Raw genomic sequence first — 16,936 nt, 5'->3', positions numbered from 1 at the left:
CCTTCAATATGTAATTAAAAACGTTTTTTGCGAACGATAAAAAGAAATAAGGTAAATAATAAAAATGAATATACGATAGCCCAAGCTGTGAGCCATAGCGTGTGAGTCAGTATATTATATTTGTATTGTCCAAGCATTAGAAAGCTTTCGACAGGTGGTAAAAACCATAGTAACTCTTTTTTAAACCGGATAGATGCAATCGTTATAAGCAATATAAATGTAAGACTAAGCCAAGCGGTGCTTGCTTTTGGAATCATATTTCTAGTAAATAAAGATGCGATTGAAATTCCAAGTATAGAGAAAGACATATGAGCGAGAAATCCGACTAAAAATAAAGAAACTGTCATTTTTTCATTAAACATTTGCAAAATAATTGGGTAGATTACGGATATAAAAGATAAAACAGTACAAATGAGAAGAGCTGTAATATATTTCCCTACATATAGTGCGGAAATATTATTTGTGTGAGAAATCGTAATTTGTTCTTGTACAGGATCTTCCGTATGAAAAATTGTGACCGTAATCCAGGCAGATAATAAATAAAGCGCAATTGCTGTTTCTAAATATGTCGGTACAATAGGAGTCGGTTTATATGTATATACAAAAAGTAAGCTCATGAAGTACATCGCAATAGGAGGGACGTACTTATACGATTTTGTATAGTCGAGAAAATGGTAACGAATAAGAGCAAACATAATAAACCTTCTTTCGATTTAAAAGTTAGGTTGTAGCAGTGTGATAGATGCTTTTTTATGCAATAAAAACTGAAGCATTTCGTTTGTATATTCTTTTTCGATTTGTAATTGAATAAGGTTTTGATTTGAATTGTGTGCAACGTGTATAAAACCGGATTGTTTTTGTAGTTCTATCGCTGAAAATGTTTCGTGAACAATTGCTTCAATATAGACTTGTTCTGCTCCTTTTTGTGCAGAGATATTTTCTGTGATTGTATGATTTGCTAACGTCACAATTCTATCGGCGAAGTTTTCTAGTAGCTGTTTTTCGTGACATGTGAAGAGTATAGATATACCTTGTTGTTTTAATGAGAGTAAAATATGTTCTAATTCTTGCTGAGAGTTCGGATCGAGTCCAGAAAGCGGTTCGTCTAAAATTAATAAATGTACGTCCGTAAGTAACGCTTGCATAATACCGGTTTTTTGTTTCATACCTTTTGAAAAGTTTCGTATAACGGAATGCCTTGCATGAAGTAAATGAAACCTTTCAAGAAGCAGCGGAATTTTATCTTTTACATATTTTGTTGATAAACCGTGAATGCGGCCGAGATGAAATAGATAATCCTCTAATGTAAAACGAATCCCTTCAGGAAAATGTTCAGGTACATAGCCGATTTGTATATGTTCTTTCCTTTGAATTGTCCCTGCCGTATGTGAAATAAAGCCTGCAATTATTTTGAGTAGAGTACTTTTTCCAGTCCCGTTCCCGCCAATAATGGCGAGTGCTTCTCCTTCTGGAATGGATAAATCAATGTTGTCTAGTATAAGTGATTTGCCATACTTCTTTTGAATTCCCTTTAGTTCTACTAGCAAAGTTCTATCCTCCTATACAGTGTATATATCCATTATATAGGAGAATAACAAAAAGACGTGCAGTGAGTGCACGTCTTTTTTTGTTATGTTTTGTCGATAAGTCGATATAGTGTGTCGAATCGTCGATATATCGAAAAAATCGTTGATATATTCTAAGTTACGATAGATATAATTGAAAAATCGTCGATATATTTATCGCTTCTCAATCGCCACAATAAATGGCGGGTTATTTTGTTGGTTAATGAAGCCGTAGCGCAGTACGTGTGCTTGTTTTTGGTCTAATTCTTCGGCAAATTTGAGAACAGCGTCCCGTTCTACTTGTCCTTCTGGATGTCCGTGGTAAATAACAAGGACGATGATACCTTCAGGTGCCATTACTTCTAATAATTGTTCGATTGCTGAGATTGTTGAGTTCGGTTTTGTAACGATATGCTTGTCTCCGCCTGGAAGGTAACCTAAGTTGAAAATTGCGCCTGTTACTTTACCTTTTGCATCTTCTGGTAATACGGATAGAAGTGTATCGTGACTATCGTGAACTAAAACAGTACGTTCGAAAAGTTCTTTTTCTTTTAGACGAGTTGTTGAGCTTTCAATTGCCTCTTTTTGAATATCAAATCCAAATACTTTTCCGTTATCGCCAACGATTTCAGCTAGAAAGCATGTGTCATGCCCGTTTCCTAAAGTTGCATCTACAGCGTAATCGCCTTCTTTTACTGCCGTTTGCAAGAGAGTGCGAGCAAACGGTAATACACGTTCTAATTTCATTTTTGTTTCTCCTCATTTGCATATTTTCCTTGCCAGCTTCCGCGGCGTACAAATTCTGCATCGATGGAATTTAATACTTCCCATTTATTTAAGCTCCACATTGGACCAATCATTAAATCAGGTGGACCGTCACCTGTGATGCGGTGCACAATTACGTCCTCTGGAATGATTTCAAGTTGATCAACAACGAGACTTACGTAATCCTCAAGAGAAAGGAACTCGAGTTGTCCTTTTTCATATTGCTTCACCATTGGCGTTCCTTTTAATAAGTGAAGTAAATGAATTTTAATTCCTTGTACGTCAAGCTTCGCTACTTCACGAGCTGTTTCCATCATCATGTCGTAATCTTCAAGAGGAAGACCGTTAATAATATGAGAGCAAACTCGAATACCATGCTTACGTAATTTATTTACGCCTTCAACGTAAGAAGGATAATCGTGAGCGCGGTTAATAAGGTTTGCAGTACGTTCATGAACAGTTTGTAATCCGAGTTCAACCCAAAGGTATGTGCGTTTATTTAAGTCCGCTAAATATGCAACGACATCGTCTGGTAAACAATCTGGACGAGTTGCGATAGAAAGACCGACAACGTCTTTTTCAGCTAGAAGCGGTTCGAATTTTTCTTTTAATACTTCAAGTGGTGCATGTGTATTTGTGTAAGCCTGAAAATAAGCGATACATTTTCCATCTTTCCACTTTGAGTGCATTTTTTCTTTCATTTCATGATATTGCGTTATAACATCATCGCGGCGATCGCCAGCGAAGTCACCAGATCCAGCAGCACTGCAAAATGTACAACCGCCATAAGCAACTGTACCGTCACGGTTCGGACAATCGAAGCCAGCATCTAATGAAACTTTAAAGATTTTTCCACCAAATTCATTTCGTAAATGGTAATTCCATGTATGATAACGTTTATTGTCGTTTGTATATGGAAAAGGGTTTTGAACCTTCATTACTTTCCCTCCTAAGCCGATCAAAATGAAACAAAATCCATTATAACATACTCATAAGGTTCATATGGAAGGGACACACTAAAGGGGAATTGAAGCAAGGAGGGACAATTATGGCAGAGCGTCAATCACTTGAATCGTATATTACACAAGCGGAACAAGCGGTGGAATATGCGAAAGAACAATTAGACCAAGGCATGAGACAAGAGCATTACAATACGATGGAGTATTCGGATGCGCAGTTACAATTAGAACAAGCGTATAACGATTTACAAACGATGCAACAACATGCGAATGATGAGCAACGTGAGCAATTAAATAGAGCGCGTATGGCAATTCGCCAGTTGCAACATCAAATGATTATTACACCGCACTAATAAGGAGTGAATGTAATGGCGAAACGTTCAGATCAAAATAACCCAGAGCAAAAAACGCAAAATGGACATAACGCTGAGTTTTCGAATGAGCTTGATCCAGTTGTTCAAGTGAAACAGCGTAACAGTAAAAAAGGACAACCTCAAAGATCGAAACAATCAGAGTAGACCAGGTCGCAATATGACCTGGTTTTATTTTGTTATATGACAATAATGTAAGATTTCTGTAAGGTTTGTCGATAGTTGCGAGCCGTTTTCTCCAGTAGAGTAAGGAAGGGTTAAATTTTATACAAGGAGTTGCTTTATGGGGAACAATATGACAAACAAACGAATTGATGAGTTAGATTACATTCGTGGCTTCGCATTACTGGGGATTATTTTAGTAAATATTCTTGCACTACTTAACATTAAAATTCCAGATCCTAATACAGTGGATGCTAGTTATCAAAGGTTTTTATACTTATTTGTAGAAGGTCGTTTCTTCTCAATCTTCTCATTCTTATTTGGAGTGGGATTCTATATCTTTATCTCTAGAGCAATTGCAAAGGGGAAAAATGGATATGTTTTATTTTTACGCCGCTTAGTTGCACTATTTATTTTCGGTTTGATTCATCAAATGTTTCAGCCTGGAGAAGCATTAACGTTATATGCAATTTGCGGGTTGATCGCTTTACCATTTTATAAAGTGAAAAAACAAGTGAACTTAGTTATTGGTCTTATTTTAACAATTGCCTTTAGCGTAATGGGTGCTAAGGAACTATTGCCACTTGGCTTAATTTTATTAGGGCTTGCTGCAGGGCAATATCGTGCATTTGAAAATCTTGCGCAAAATATAAAGAAAGTCGCTATTTTTACAGGTATTATGTTTGTTTTAAGTGTCGTAGCTGTATGGTATCAATACGGGCACGTGCCTGCTGATCCATTTGTAAATATGATACTAATGAATGAGGACGGAACAATGGATGCTGCAAGCCAATTTTTAAAAATTGGTGTTACAGTTGGCCCAATTATTTCAGCTTTCTATGTTGGAGCATTAATTTTACTACTTCAATTAAAACTAGTTCAAACATTGTTAGCGCCACTGAAATATTATGGTCGTATGGCTTTAACGAATTATATTGGACAAACTGCAATGATTTTAATCGCAGGAAGTGTATGTAACTTTGCGGGAAATTTAACTTACATGCAGACGTTATATGTGTGTATTGCAATTTATGCAATTCAAATTGTGTTTAGTGTGATTTGGATGAAAATCTTTAAAATGGGTCCATTAGAATGGATTTGGCGTGTTATTACGTATTGGACGGTAACACCTTTAAAGAAATAAAGAGAGAAGTGGGCTGTTCCTTTTGTGGAGCAGCTTATTTTATTGTCAGCTTTTGTCGATAAGTCGATATATTTTGAAAATCGCTGATAAAAGTGGGAGAATCGCCGATATATTAAAAAAATCGCTGATAAAAGTAGGAGAATCGTCGATATATTTGAAAAATCGCCGATATAATTTCAGTTACCGATTCACTATGTTACTAGTAGTAAAAGCCAAGCTTACAAACACACCTTTTTTATCTTACAAAAGTGTAAGGTAATTGTAATGTTAACAAATAGCAGTTCATCTCCAAAAGGCGCAAAATAGGTAATGGAAAAACAAGCGTAGGAGGATATATATGACGAAACCAGTTGTAGACGTGAAAAACGTTCAAAAAGTGTACGGTAAAAAAGGTGAGAACCAATCACATGCATTAAAAGGTGTATCATTCTCAATTCAAGAGGGTGAGTTTGTTGGGATTATGGGACCATCTGGTTCTGGTAAAACGACATTATTAAATGTAATTTCAACGCTAGATAAAGCAACGGGCGGTGTTGTTGAAATTGCGGGTACGGACATTACGAAAATGAAACAAGGTGAGCTTTCTGATTTCCGCTCTCAAAAATTAGGATTCATCTTCCAAGACTTTAACTTATTAGAGAACTTATCTATTTACGAAAACATTGCACTTCCATTATCTCTTCAAGGTGTCTCATCACGAAATATTGGACCAAAAGTAGAAAAGGTAGCAGATATGTTAGGCATTTCGGCAATACTTCAAAAGTATCCATCTGAAGTATCTGGTGGACAAAAGCAACGTTCAGCAGCGGCGCGTGCATTAGTGCATGAACCTGCAATTATTTTAGGGGACGAGCCAACAGGAGCGCTTGATTCTAAAAATGCAACGAGTTTACTTGATGCGATGACAAACTTAAATAAAGATCAAGGCGTATCTATTATGATGGTTACACATGATCCTTACAGTGCAAGTTACTGTCAGCGTATTTTATTCATTCAAGATGGTGAGCTATATAAAGAAATTCACCGCGGCGGTACACGTGAAGAGTTTTATAAAGAGATTTTAGATGTGCTAGCAGACTTAGGCACACAAAAAGCGTAAGAAAGGAGGTTCTAAGGCATGTTATTCAAACTTTCCATGTCAGGACTAAAAAGTAAGCTGAAAGATTATATCGTCTTACTTGTTGGTCTTGTCATGTCGATTTCAATTTTTTATATGTTCCAAACGTTAGCACTAAATAAAGCGTTTATTGAATCCAACTCAGTTATTCAATCAATTGGATTTGTATTCCAAGCAGGTTCATTTTTACTTGCTATTATAACGTTCTTCTATATTTTATATGCGAACTCTTTCTTATTATCTCTTCGTCAAAAAGAGTTTGGTATGTATATGATGTTAGGAGCAAAAAAGCATAAAGTTACATTACTTATGTTTATCGAAACAATCGTATTAGGCGCTGCGTCTCTTGCGATCGGTATTACAGTTGGTGTAGGACTTGCAGAAGGTATCGGACAGTTATTAATGAAACAATTAGAGTTTGCTGGTGAAGGCTATAAAGCATTTTACCTTCCATCAATGACCGTTACTTGCATTTTCTTCTTAGCACTATTTGTATTATCAGCAATTATGAATAGTATTAAGTTATCACGTATTTCTGTACTGCAACTTGTACATGCAGATGCACAAACAGAACGTGTTGCGGTAAAAGGAAAAATGACAGGTGTAGTTGCATTCCTAGCGGTTATTTTATTAGGCATTGGCTATGCATCGATGATTTACATGGAAAAACTAAGAGAAATGGGAATCCTTATTGCATTAGTGACAACAACAGCTGGTACTTACATGTTATTTGGATCACTTCTTCCTGTTATTATTAAAAAGTTAAAAAGTAATAAAAAGCGTAGTGAAAAAGGGCTTAACGCTTTTACATTTGCACAATTAAACTTCCGTATTAATAGCTTAACAAAGGTACTTGCAACAGTAGCGATGTTAGTTGCGCTTGGAGCCGGTGCCATTTCAGGTGGTATGGCGTTTAAAAATAACGTTATAAAAATGGTTGATGGTTTCGTAATATATGATTCAGTAGTTCATAATCCAACTGCTGAAGAAAAGAAAATTTTAGACGATATTACATTTAAAGAGAAAAGCGAATATCGTTACAAAGTCGATGATAAATACGTTTACTATGTAAAAGAAGATTTAGAGAAAAATCGTCCTTTAGTAAAAGATATGACAAATATGAAGTCGATGAAGGATTTAGTAAAAACGAAAAAAGTTTCAGAGGAACTACCAGTGGGTGCAGTTGCTAGAGAAATGAATGAAAAAGATGCGAGTGCTAAAGAACTTCCACAAGAATGGGACGAGGCTTTCAGAACAATCCAGCCATTTTACGTGCATGAAGATCATGCAATTAAAATTGTAGATCAAAAAATGTACGATACTGTAAATGGTAAAGAAGGAATTGTATTTACTGGAAAAACAGATGATTTTGAAGCGCATAAAAAAGAATGGAAAAAACTTGACGAGTTGCAGCTAGATAAATATAAAAATGTAAAAGCTGAAAGATTAGATAGTAAATATCAAGCTTACGACATGTTCTATGGCGTTGCGAGCGGAACAGTGTTTATGGGATTCTTCCTTGGAATTGCTTTCTTAGCAATGATGGCAAGTTGTTTAATGTTCAAAATTCTTTCTGGTGCATCAAAAGATATTACGCGTTATCAAATGCTTCGTAAAATCGGGGTGCGCCGTGAATTATTAACGAAATCCATTTATAAAGAGTTATTCTTAGTCTTCTTATTCCCAGCAATTGTAGGTATTGCTCACGTATTAGTTGGTATGAATATTTTCGGATTTATTTTAATCGATCCGTACTTCCGTATTTGGGTACCAATCATAATTTTCGTAGTTATTTACACGATTTATTACTTCATTACAGTTCAATTGTATAAAGGAATTGTTCTTCCGAAAGAAGATTAATAAAAACCGAGCGAAATTGCTCGGTTTTTATTATTTTCAGAAAAAATACTTTAATGTTACTGAAATATATAATATAATGTAAATAAGTAACATAATATAAAAGTAGAAGCAACTGGATAAGGAAAGGAGGAATCCGATCTGTAGAAAGAGGCTGAACTTGTATCCCCTATTATTCCTACCCCTACTGTATTTGCACAATTATAAATTTCCGAGCTTAAAAGTATATTGTAAAAATAATGGATAATACATGGAAATCTCATAGCGTGATAAGGTAAAATGGACAACATGATGAGAAAATTACCGTTCATAAGATGAGGAGAATACATGTATGGAAGTTGTAGAGGCATTAAAAGATATAAGCCAAATTGAGGCGATGAAAAAGTATTTAAAAGAGCACTCACAGCGAGATTATCTTTTATTTGTTATTGGAATTAACACAGGATTAAAGATTACTGAGCTACTTAGTATGAAATTTGAAGAGGTATTAAATGAAGATGGAACTGTTAAAGAGTTTTATTCTCTTCCTGTGAAAGATGAAAAGTTTAAACAAGATATTTATTTAAATACAAAAGTAAAAGAAGCACTTTTAGAGTACGTACAATCTATTGATGTGAAAAGAGAAAACTACGTATTTCAATCTAATAAAACGAAAAATTCAATTACACGTCAACAAGCGTATCGTGTCATTCATAATGCTGCTGAAGCGGTTGGGATTGTTGGTAAAATCGGAACAAACTCAATGAGAAAAACGTTTGGATTTCATGCATACAAAAGAGGGATAGCGATTGCACTATTGCAAAAGCATTTTCATCACGCAACGCCATCAGAGACGCTCAAGTATTTAGGAATCTCAAAAGATGAAGAATTTAAAACCGAGATTGATGTTGATTTGTAAAAGCCGTAACTAAAAACTTTAGGAGGCGGGAATATGAATATTCGAGAGAGTGAATTACCGGGCATTGGATGTAAGTTTGAAGTAATTACAAAAGGTAATGAAAAGCTGGTTATTGTTATTCATGATGATGGCCGAAGAGAAATGTATCATTTTGATGCAGATCATGATGAAAGTATTTCAAGTATTTCTCTTCGTGATTCTGAAGCGAGACAAATTGCGGCTATATTAGGCGGAATGGTATATAGACCGCAAGCTTTAGACACAATTGAGATGGCTTTTGAAGGACTATCAATTGAATGGTTTAAGGTGGAAAATAACGCACCAGTCGTACAAAAAACAATTGGTAGCTTACATGTCAGAAAAACATATAACGTAACGATTATTGCTATTTTAAAAAAGAATATGAAGAAATTCTTTAATCCAGGTCCAGACTCTATTATTGAAGCTGGCGATATGCTTGTGTTATCGGGCGCGAGACATGAAGTGAAAAGAATTATTAATGAATTGCTTTCAGCAGGAGGTGATTCATAATCGATGGATACTTTAATCTTTGAAGTTGGAACTGCGTTAGTATTAGTAGCTTTTGCAGCTATCCTCGCTGCAAAGTTAAAGTTTTCGATTATTCCGTTTCTCATTATACTCGGTATGTTAGTGGGGCCTCATGCCCCAGATCTAGGACTTATCGATTTAAGGTTTATTGAAAGCGGAGAAGTTATTTCCTTCCTCGGCCGCGTTGGCGTCATATTCCTCCTATTCTATTTAGGCTTAGAATTCTCAATAAAAAAATTAATTAAATCAGGAAAGTCGATTGCTTTTGGGGGGACTGTTCACATATCACTTAATTTCTTATTAGGTTTGCTTTATGGATATGTGGTGGGATTCCCCTTATTAGAGACGTTAATTATTGCTGGAATCATTACAATTTCATCAAGTGCAATTGTTGCAAAAGTCATTGTTGATTTAAGAAGATCTGGTAATAAAGAGACTGAATTAATATTAGGAATCATCATGTTTGATGATATTTTTTTAGCTGTATATTTATCAGTCGTTTCAGGGTTAGTACTCGGTGGTGCCACATCATTTGTAGGTGCTCTTACATCGGTGTTAATCGCAGTAGGGTATATGCTACTATTCTTTGTAATCGCTAGAAAAGCTACGCCGTTTTTAAATAAAATATTAGATATTTCCTCAAATGAAATTTTTATTATCGTAATATTCGCTATTTTATTCTTCGTAGCAGGATTTTCAGAAACGATTCATGTCGCTGAGGCAATTGGAGCGTTATTGTTAGGACTCGTCTTTTCTGAAACAGAGCATAGTGATCGGATTGAGAAGCTAGTCGTCCCATTCCGTGATTTCTTTGGAGCCATATTCTTTTTCAGCTTCGGTTTAAGCATAGATCCGTTTTCGCTTGGAGGAGCAGTGTGGTTGGCATTAGGAGCAGTTTTCATTACTCTAATCGGCAATTTTACTGCTGGAATGGTTGCGGGACGTAAAGCCGGGTTATCCCATAAGGCTTCTACGAATATAGGTTTAACACTCGTATCACGCGGGGAATTTTCTATTATTGTAGCGAATATCGGCATTGCCGGTGGCTTAATGTCAGCGATTAAACCGTTCTCTGCTTTATATGTTTTAATATTGGCATCGTTAGGACCGTTATTAACGAAAGAGTCTGGGAGAATATACTCTCTACTAGATAAGGTATTTAAATGGAGTGCGAAAGAACGTGCAAAGCGAGAAAAAGAAGTTGGATAGTATAAAGAGGCTGCATGAAGTTCATGCAGCCTCTTTATATAGTGTTGCTGTTGTCGTTTTTTGTCGGTAAGTCGATATATTTTAATAATCGCTGATATATTTCGAGAATCGTCGATATATCTTAATAATCGTCGATATATTTCCAAAATCGCCGATATATTTTCAAACAGCAATCAATATAATTTCATTTACCGACAAACCATTATCTGAATTTCATCAACTATTAATCAGTTGCCTTCCTATTTAAAAACGACTACAATTTTACTGTTATAGATGAACGAAAAAATAGAATAGGAGGGGAGACTATGCCAAGGAAAGTATGGCTATTAGTAGCTGGGATGATTATTAATGTCACGGGTGCTTCTTTTTTATGGCCTTTTAATACAATTTATTTGCATGATCACCTAGGGAAATCTTTATCTGTGGCCGGAATGGTATTAATGATCAACTCGCTTACTGGTGTAATCGGAAACTTGCTCGGCGGTGTTTTATTTGATAAATGGGGCGGTTATAAATCAACTTTAGTAGGGATTGTCATTACACTCGTATCGATTTTAGGTCTTGTGTTCTTCCACGGTTGGCCGTTATATGTTGTTTGGCTAGCGTTAATCGGCTTTGGTTCTGGAATGGTCTTTCCATCGATGTATGCGATGGTTGGTACGGTTTGGCCAGAGGGCGGAAGACGAGCATTTAATGCGATGTATGTTGGACAAAACGTTGGTATTGCGATTGGAACAGCGTGTGGTGGATTAGTTGCATCATATCGTTTTGATTATATTTTCTTAGCAAACTTTATTTTATACTTTGTTTTCTTCTTAATTGCTTTTATTGGATTCCGTGGTATGGAAGACAAAAAAGAGCCAGGAGTACAAAAAGAAGTGGAAACGAAAAAAGGTTGGTCGCTTACACCTGGATTCAAAGCACTTCTTATCGTATGTGTAGCATATGCTTTATGCTGGGTTACATACGTACAATGGCAAGGAGCAATTGCAACACATATGCAAGAGTTAAATATTAGTCTTCGTCACTATAGTTTATTATGGACGATAAACGGAGCGATGATCGTTTGTGCACAGCCACTAGTTAGTATGTTAATTCGCTGGATGAAGCGTTCGTTAAAACAACAAATTATGATTGGGATTCTTATTTTTGCAGTGTCATTCATTGTATTAAGTCAAGCGCAGCAATTTACGATGTTCCTCGTTGCGATGGTAACATTAACAATTGGTGAGTTATTCGTATGGCCAGCAGTTCCAACGATTGCAAATATACTTGCGCCAAAAGATAAGTTAGGGTTTTATCAAGGTGTTGTAAATAGTGCGGCGACTGTAGGGAAAATGTTCGGGCCGGTCGTTGGCGGAGCAATTGTGGATTTATACAATATGGAAGTATTGTTTATAGCAATCATGGTAATGCTTGTAGTAGCGCTTATCGCAACGAGTATTTATGATAAACGAGTAAAAGTAGAAGAAACAGTTGAAGAAAAAATTGCAGTTTAGTTTGACGGAACATGTTCACATGTTTTAGAATATATTTAAATAAAACAACCTTTAGAACAAGGGAGATAGCTCGGCTGTCTTAAGACGAATTCGTTAGTTATTAAAAGTAACGATTAACCGAGAAGCCCCGCTTTAAGTAAGCTCTTTAGAGATACGAAGTGGAGGGTAGTTCAAATTAACTCATATGTGTAATAACAGTGAGAAGGAGTAGTAGTAATAGAAGCTGGTTTAGAGAGTTGACGGTCGGTGCAAGTCAATCCACGTTTCGTTATGAACTCGCCTTTGAGTTGCAGTTGTGAAACTAATAGTAGCAATTGCCGTTAATCCACGTTACGGATCTAAGCGAATGTATATTTGTACATTAATTTAGGGTGGTACCGCGGGAATCTATAACCTCTCGTCCCTTTCTAGGGATGAGAGGTTTTTTGTATTTTGGGCGGTGAAAATAAATAGAATTTCAAGGAGGGTATCTCATGAGCTTTAATCATCAAGAAATTGAGAAGAAGTGGCAAGGGTACTGGGAAGAGAATAAAACATTCCGTACGCCAGATGAGACAGAAAAACCAAAATTTTATGCACTAGATATGTTCCCATATCCATCAGGTGCAGGCTTACACGTAGGACATCCAGAAGGTTATACAGCAACAGATATTTTATCTCGTATGAAGCGTATGCAAGGATATAACGTTCTTCATCCAATGGGATGGGATGCATTCGGTCTTCCAGCAGAGCAATATGCACTTGATACTGGAAACAGCCCAGCTGAATTTACAGAGCATAATATTAATACATTCCGTAACCAAATTAAATCATTAGGTTTCTCTTACGATTGGGACCGTGAAGTAAATACAACAGATCCAAACTACTATAAGTGGACACAATGGATCTTCCTAAAACTATTTGAAAAAGGCTTAGCTTACGTTGATGAAGTACCTGTAAACTGGTGCCCAGCACTTGGTACAGTACTTGCAAACGAAGAAATCATTGACGGTAAGAGTGAGCGCGGTGGACATCCAGTTGAGCGTCGTCCGATGAGACAGTGGATGTTAAAAATTACAGCTTACGGAGATCGTCTATTAGAAGATCTAGATGAGCTTGATTGGCCAGAAAGCTTAAAAGATATGCAACGTAACTGGATCGGTCGTTCTGAAGGTGCCGAAGTACACTTCAATATCGATGGCACAGACGAGAAGTTCACAGTTTTCACAACGCGTCCTGATACATTATTCGGTGCAAGCTACTGTGTACTTGCTCCGGAACATGCACTTGTTGCTGATATTACAACTGCTGAACAAAAAGAAGCTGTAGAAGCTTACATTAATTCTGTAAAAATGAAGAGTGATTTAGAGCGTACAGAACTTGCGAAAGAGAAAACTGGTGTATTCACTGGTGCTTACGCAGTTAACCCAGTAAATGGTGAGAAATTACCAATCTGGATCGCTGATTACGTTCTTGCAACTTACGGAACAGGTGCTGTAATGGCAGTTCCAGCTCATGATGAGCGTGACTATGAATTTGCATCAACGTTCAATCTTCCAATGAAGGAAGTTGTAAAAGGCGGAGACATTACGAAAGAAGCATACACAGGTGATGGTGAACACGTAAACTCAGCATTCCTTGATGGTTTAAATAAAGAAGAAGCAATCGCAAAAATGATTGAATGGCTTGAAGTAACGAGCGCAGGAAATCAAAAAGTAACATACCGTCTACGTGACTGGTTATTCAGCCGTCAACGTTACTGGGGTGAGCCAATTCCAGTTATTCACTGGGAAGATGGCACAATGACAGCTGTAAAAGAAGAAGAATTACCATTAGTTCTTCCGAAAACAGACAACATCCGTCCTTCAGGTACAGGTGAATCACCACTTGCTAACATTGACGAGTGGGTAAATGTTGTTGATCCTGAGACTGGTAAAAAAGGTCGTCGTGAAACGAACACAATGCCACAATGGGCTGGTAGCTGCTGGTATTACTTACGTTACATCGATCCAAACAATAGCGAAGCACTTGTAGATCCTGAAAAAGTAAAACAATGGCTTCCAGTTGATATTTATATCGGCGGAGCAGAGCACGCTGTACTTCACTTACTATATGCTCGTTTCTGGCATAAAGTATTATACGATATCGGTGTAGTTCCAACGAAAGAGCCGTTCCAACAATTATTCAACCAAGGTATGATTCTAGGTGAAAACAACGAGAAAATGAGTAAATCAAAAGGTAACGTTGTAAACCCTGATGATATCGTAGCAAGCCACGGTGCAGATACACTTCGTCTATACGAAATGTTCATGGGACCATTAGATGCTTCAATCGCTTGGTCTGAAAATGGTCTTGACGGAGCTCGTCGTTTCCTAGACCGCGTATGGCGCCTATTCGTTCAAGATAACGGTGAATTAAGTGAGAAAATTACTGATGCACCAAATAAAGAGCTTGAAAAAGCTTACCACCAAACAGTGAAGAAAGTAACAGAAGACTATGCAGAGCTTCGCTTCAACACAGCGATTTCTCAAATGATGGTATTCATCAACGATGCATACAAAGCTGAAACGCTTCCGAAAGAATATGTAGAAGGTTTCGTAAAAATGATTGCACCAGTTGCACCTCACATCGGGGAAGAGCTATGGAGCAAACTTGGATACAATGAAACAATCACATATGCAAGCTGGCCAACATTTGATGAGTCTAAACTTGTAGAAGATGAAGTTGAAATCGTTGTTCAAGTTATGGGTAAAGTTCGCGCAAAACTAACAATGAGTAAAGACGCATCAAAAGAAGAAATGGAACAACTTGCACTTGAAGCAATTAAGGACCAAATTGAAGGGAAAACAGTTCGTAAAGTAATTGTAGTTCCTGGAAAACTTGTTAACGTTGTTGCAAACTAATGTATTCTAAATAAAAGCTCAGAGTATTTATGCTCTGAGCTTTTTTGTGTAGAAAATAATCTCTGGATCACCTTAGTCTAAGTTTTCAATTATTTCACTACGTACAAATAAAAGAGCGGAATTCCAATACAGACAAACACCTATTTTTCTATAGGAAATATGATAAAAAAGGTAGGCTAAATTGAGTAGAAGAGGTGAAAGGAATGAAAGGGATGGACAATAATGCACCACATGGCTTTTTCGGAGGTGGATCGGATAGTTATGAACAAATGATGTTAATGGGAGGCGGACAACAAGGGTATGGCGGAATTCCGAGCTGGATGGGTGGAACACCTGGAGGATTTTCCACATCAGTAGCTGGAGCACAAACAGGAATCCCAACATTTGTAGGCGGAGCAGCGGGAGGAGTACCAGTGGGCGTACCAACTACATTCCCATCTTTCGTTGGAGGAGTACAAACAGGATTTCCGGTACCGGGAGTAGGTGTTGTGGCAGGCGGAGTAGGTGGTTATCCACAAGGTTTTTACGGTCACCATGGCCACCACGACGGTCATCATGGACACCATCATCAAGGTCACCATGGCCATCATGGACACCATCATCAAGGTCACCATGGCCATCATGGACATCACCACCAAGGTCACCATGGCCATCATGGACACCATCACCACCAAGGTCACCACGGTCATCATGGACATCATCAACAACAAGTACATCACCACGGACACCATCATATACATCCGCAGGCTGTTCTTTATCAAATTCATCAAGATCACCATGGTCACCATGGCCACCATGGTCACCATGGCCACCATGGTCACCATGGCCACCACGGCCACCAAGGTCAACATGGTCATCAAGGTCACCACGGTCACCAAGGTCAACATGGCCATCAAGGTCACCACGGCCACCAAGGTCAACATGGCCATCAAGGCCACCAAGGTCAACATGGTCATCAAGGTTACCAAGGCCAACAACATCAACAATACCAACAGTATCAACAGTATCAACAACAATCTTCTCCTTGGACAGGTGGAATTGGAGCAGGAGGAGCGGGGGCAGCAGCAGGAGCGGCTAGCATTAGTGGAGCAGCAGGACATGCGGGACACGTGGGTCATTAATGATTGCCAGAAAAAAAGACATAATAAAAAACTGCTAGGAAATCCTAGCAGTTTTTTTCAGCTTCTTGGCGTTGACGTTCGATTTCAGCACGAAGTTGTGGTTCTGGTGCTTGCCAGCCTTCAGGTTTTAGAATTTTACCGTCACCTTCGCGGAATCGAGGTTTCCCGTCAGGGAATAGTTTTGCCATGTTTGCGTTATTTACAATTTCGAATCCTTTATCAGGACGTACGCCCATTTCGGCAAACGTGCCGAATGCAAAGTAAATAAGGTCAATCAGTGCATCATATTGATCTTCAACAGTCGTTGCTTCTAGAAATTCTTCTAACTCTTCTTGCATAAAACTCGCACGGATTTTTGCACGTTCTTCTGTTAATTTTGTTGGAGTATTTGTTACGGGATGTCCGAATACTTCATGCATTTTTGCAACAAGTTCGTACCCTTTATCTAAACCTTTTTCGTTTGTCATGTTGTTTCATCCTTTCTCGCTTAGTGCCGAATCTCATTGTAACATAAGGTGATTATGAAATGAAAAGAACATCTTATAGAAAATAAGATGCTCGCCTGTTATTCTTCTTTCTTAATTAAAATGGATAAAATAAGGTCGATGCCAAACATACCAACGAGCAACATTGGTATAACGACAAGTAAATAACGTGTGAAGGAAACATTTTTTAAGTATGTATGAGCAAATAAAAAGACGCCGAGAAATAAAATACCATTTAAAATAGGCTTTACTAATTTTTTAGACATAAGCTCCCCCATAAATATCTTCTCTCTCTATCTAAAATAAAAACTCCTCTTTCCGTTGTATCATGCCGGGAAGAGGAGTTCAATCAT

Annotated in this window: 17 protein-coding genes and 1 other annotated feature; of the genes, 11 read left to right on the top strand and 6 right to left on the bottom strand. The window is 37.5% G+C overall.

What is annotated here, in order from left to right:
* Window positions 1-14: 14 nt before the first annotated feature.
* From ACTFR9_RS22770 to ACTFR9_RS22755, 4 genes are all read right to left on the bottom strand, one after another.
* Window positions 15-695 carry a hypothetical protein gene (locus ACTFR9_RS22770; protein ID WP_000457763.1) on the bottom strand — a complete coding sequence of 227 codons (681 nt, stop codon included), beginning with the start codon at window positions 693-695 and terminating at the stop codon, window positions 15-17.
* An 18-nt stretch (window positions 696-713) separates the two neighbouring features.
* Window positions 714-1,547, bottom strand: a complete 834-nt coding sequence (locus tag ACTFR9_RS22765; RefSeq protein WP_000959708.1) for an ABC transporter ATP-binding protein — start codon at window positions 1,545-1,547, stop codon at window positions 714-716.
* Window positions 1,548-1,739: 192 nt separating this feature from the next.
* A complete protein-coding gene (locus tag ACTFR9_RS22760; RefSeq protein ID WP_000764489.1) occupies window positions 1,740-2,312 on the bottom strand; it encodes a class I SAM-dependent methyltransferase in 573 nt (190 codons plus the stop codon).
* On the bottom strand, window positions 2,309-3,268 hold the full coding sequence (locus ACTFR9_RS22755; RefSeq protein WP_000868043.1) for a TIGR01212 family radical SAM protein: 960 nt from the start codon (window positions 3,266-3,268) through the stop codon (window positions 2,309-2,311). The genes ACTFR9_RS22760 and ACTFR9_RS22755 overlap by 4 nt, the downstream gene beginning before the upstream one ends.
* Window positions 3,269-3,378: 110 nt before the next feature.
* On the opposite strand from ACTFR9_RS22755, the gene ACTFR9_RS22750 reads away from it, so the two are divergent.
* From ACTFR9_RS22750 to ACTFR9_RS22700, 11 genes are all read left to right on the top strand, one after another.
* Window positions 3,379-3,642 (top strand): YtzC family protein, encoded by a 264-nt coding sequence (locus ACTFR9_RS22750; protein WP_000840869.1) that lies wholly within the window; start codon window positions 3,379-3,381, stop codon window positions 3,640-3,642.
* A 15-nt stretch (window positions 3,643-3,657) separates the two neighbouring features.
* Complete coding sequence (locus ACTFR9_RS22745) at window positions 3,658-3,807, top strand: hypothetical protein (RefSeq protein ID WP_001129345.1); 150 nt, start codon at window positions 3,658-3,660, stop codon at window positions 3,805-3,807.
* Between the two features lie 136 nt (window positions 3,808-3,943).
* Complete coding sequence (locus ACTFR9_RS22740) at window positions 3,944-4,966, top strand: DUF418 domain-containing protein (RefSeq protein WP_000527877.1); 1,023 nt, start codon at window positions 3,944-3,946, stop codon at window positions 4,964-4,966.
* Window positions 4,967-5,303: 337 nt separating this feature from the next.
* Window positions 5,304-6,065, top strand: a complete 762-nt coding sequence (locus ACTFR9_RS22735; RefSeq protein WP_000165846.1) for an ABC transporter ATP-binding protein — start codon at window positions 5,304-5,306, stop codon at window positions 6,063-6,065.
* Between the two features lie 18 nt (window positions 6,066-6,083).
* Window positions 6,084-7,943 (top strand): FtsX-like permease family protein, encoded by a 1,860-nt coding sequence (locus ACTFR9_RS22730; protein ID WP_000897792.1) that lies wholly within the window; start codon window positions 6,084-6,086, stop codon window positions 7,941-7,943.
* Window positions 7,944-8,271: 328 nt separating this feature from the next.
* Window positions 8,272-8,838: a tyrosine-type recombinase/integrase gene (locus ACTFR9_RS22725; RefSeq protein ID WP_000454218.1), complete on the top strand. Its 567-nt coding sequence runs from the start codon at window positions 8,272-8,274 to the stop codon at window positions 8,836-8,838.
* 33 nt (window positions 8,839-8,871) lie between these two features.
* Entirely contained in the window at window positions 8,872-9,369 is a 498-nt protein-coding gene (locus ACTFR9_RS22720; RefSeq protein WP_001026041.1) for a cation:proton antiporter regulatory subunit, read from the top strand.
* Window positions 9,370-9,372: 3 nt separating this feature from the next.
* Window positions 9,373-10,596: a cation:proton antiporter gene (locus ACTFR9_RS22715; protein WP_000380204.1), complete on the top strand. Its 1,224-nt coding sequence runs from the start codon at window positions 9,373-9,375 to the stop codon at window positions 10,594-10,596.
* Window positions 10,597-10,901: 305 nt separating this feature from the next.
* Window positions 10,902-12,095: an MDR family MFS transporter gene (locus tag ACTFR9_RS22710; RefSeq protein WP_001137564.1), complete on the top strand. Its 1,194-nt coding sequence runs from the start codon at window positions 10,902-10,904 to the stop codon at window positions 12,093-12,095.
* A gap of 188 nt (window positions 12,096-12,283) precedes the next feature.
* Window positions 12,284-12,503: a binding site (T-box leader), on the top strand.
* A 65-nt stretch (window positions 12,504-12,568) separates the two neighbouring features.
* Window positions 12,569-14,977, top strand: coding sequence for a leucine--tRNA ligase (leuS, locus tag ACTFR9_RS22705; protein ID WP_000009457.1), 2,409 nt, complete (start codon window positions 12,569-12,571; stop codon window positions 14,975-14,977).
* 203 nt (window positions 14,978-15,180) lie between these two features.
* A complete protein-coding gene (locus tag ACTFR9_RS22700) occupies window positions 15,181-16,098 on the top strand; it encodes a hypothetical protein (protein WP_440049023.1) in 918 nt (305 codons plus the stop codon).
* Between the two features lie 44 nt (window positions 16,099-16,142).
* On the opposite strand, the gene ACTFR9_RS22695 is transcribed toward ACTFR9_RS22700, so the two are convergent.
* Both ACTFR9_RS22695 and ACTFR9_RS22690 read right to left on the bottom strand, forming a co-directional pair.
* On the bottom strand, window positions 16,143-16,565 hold the full coding sequence (locus ACTFR9_RS22695) for a hypothetical protein (protein WP_000180554.1): 423 nt from the start codon (window positions 16,563-16,565) through the stop codon (window positions 16,143-16,145).
* Between the two features lie 98 nt (window positions 16,566-16,663).
* Window positions 16,664-16,849, bottom strand: a complete 186-nt coding sequence (locus ACTFR9_RS22690; protein ID WP_000038783.1) for a hypothetical protein — start codon at window positions 16,847-16,849, stop codon at window positions 16,664-16,666.
* Between the last annotated feature and the right edge of the window lie 87 nt (window positions 16,850-16,936).

It is taken from the genome of Bacillus cereus group sp. MYBK222-1 (assembly GCF_051916425.1).
Classification (GTDB): domain Bacteria; phylum Bacillota; class Bacilli; order Bacillales; family Bacillaceae_G; genus Bacillus_A; species Bacillus_A paranthracis.
This window is presented reverse-complemented; position numbering and strand designations above follow the sequence as displayed.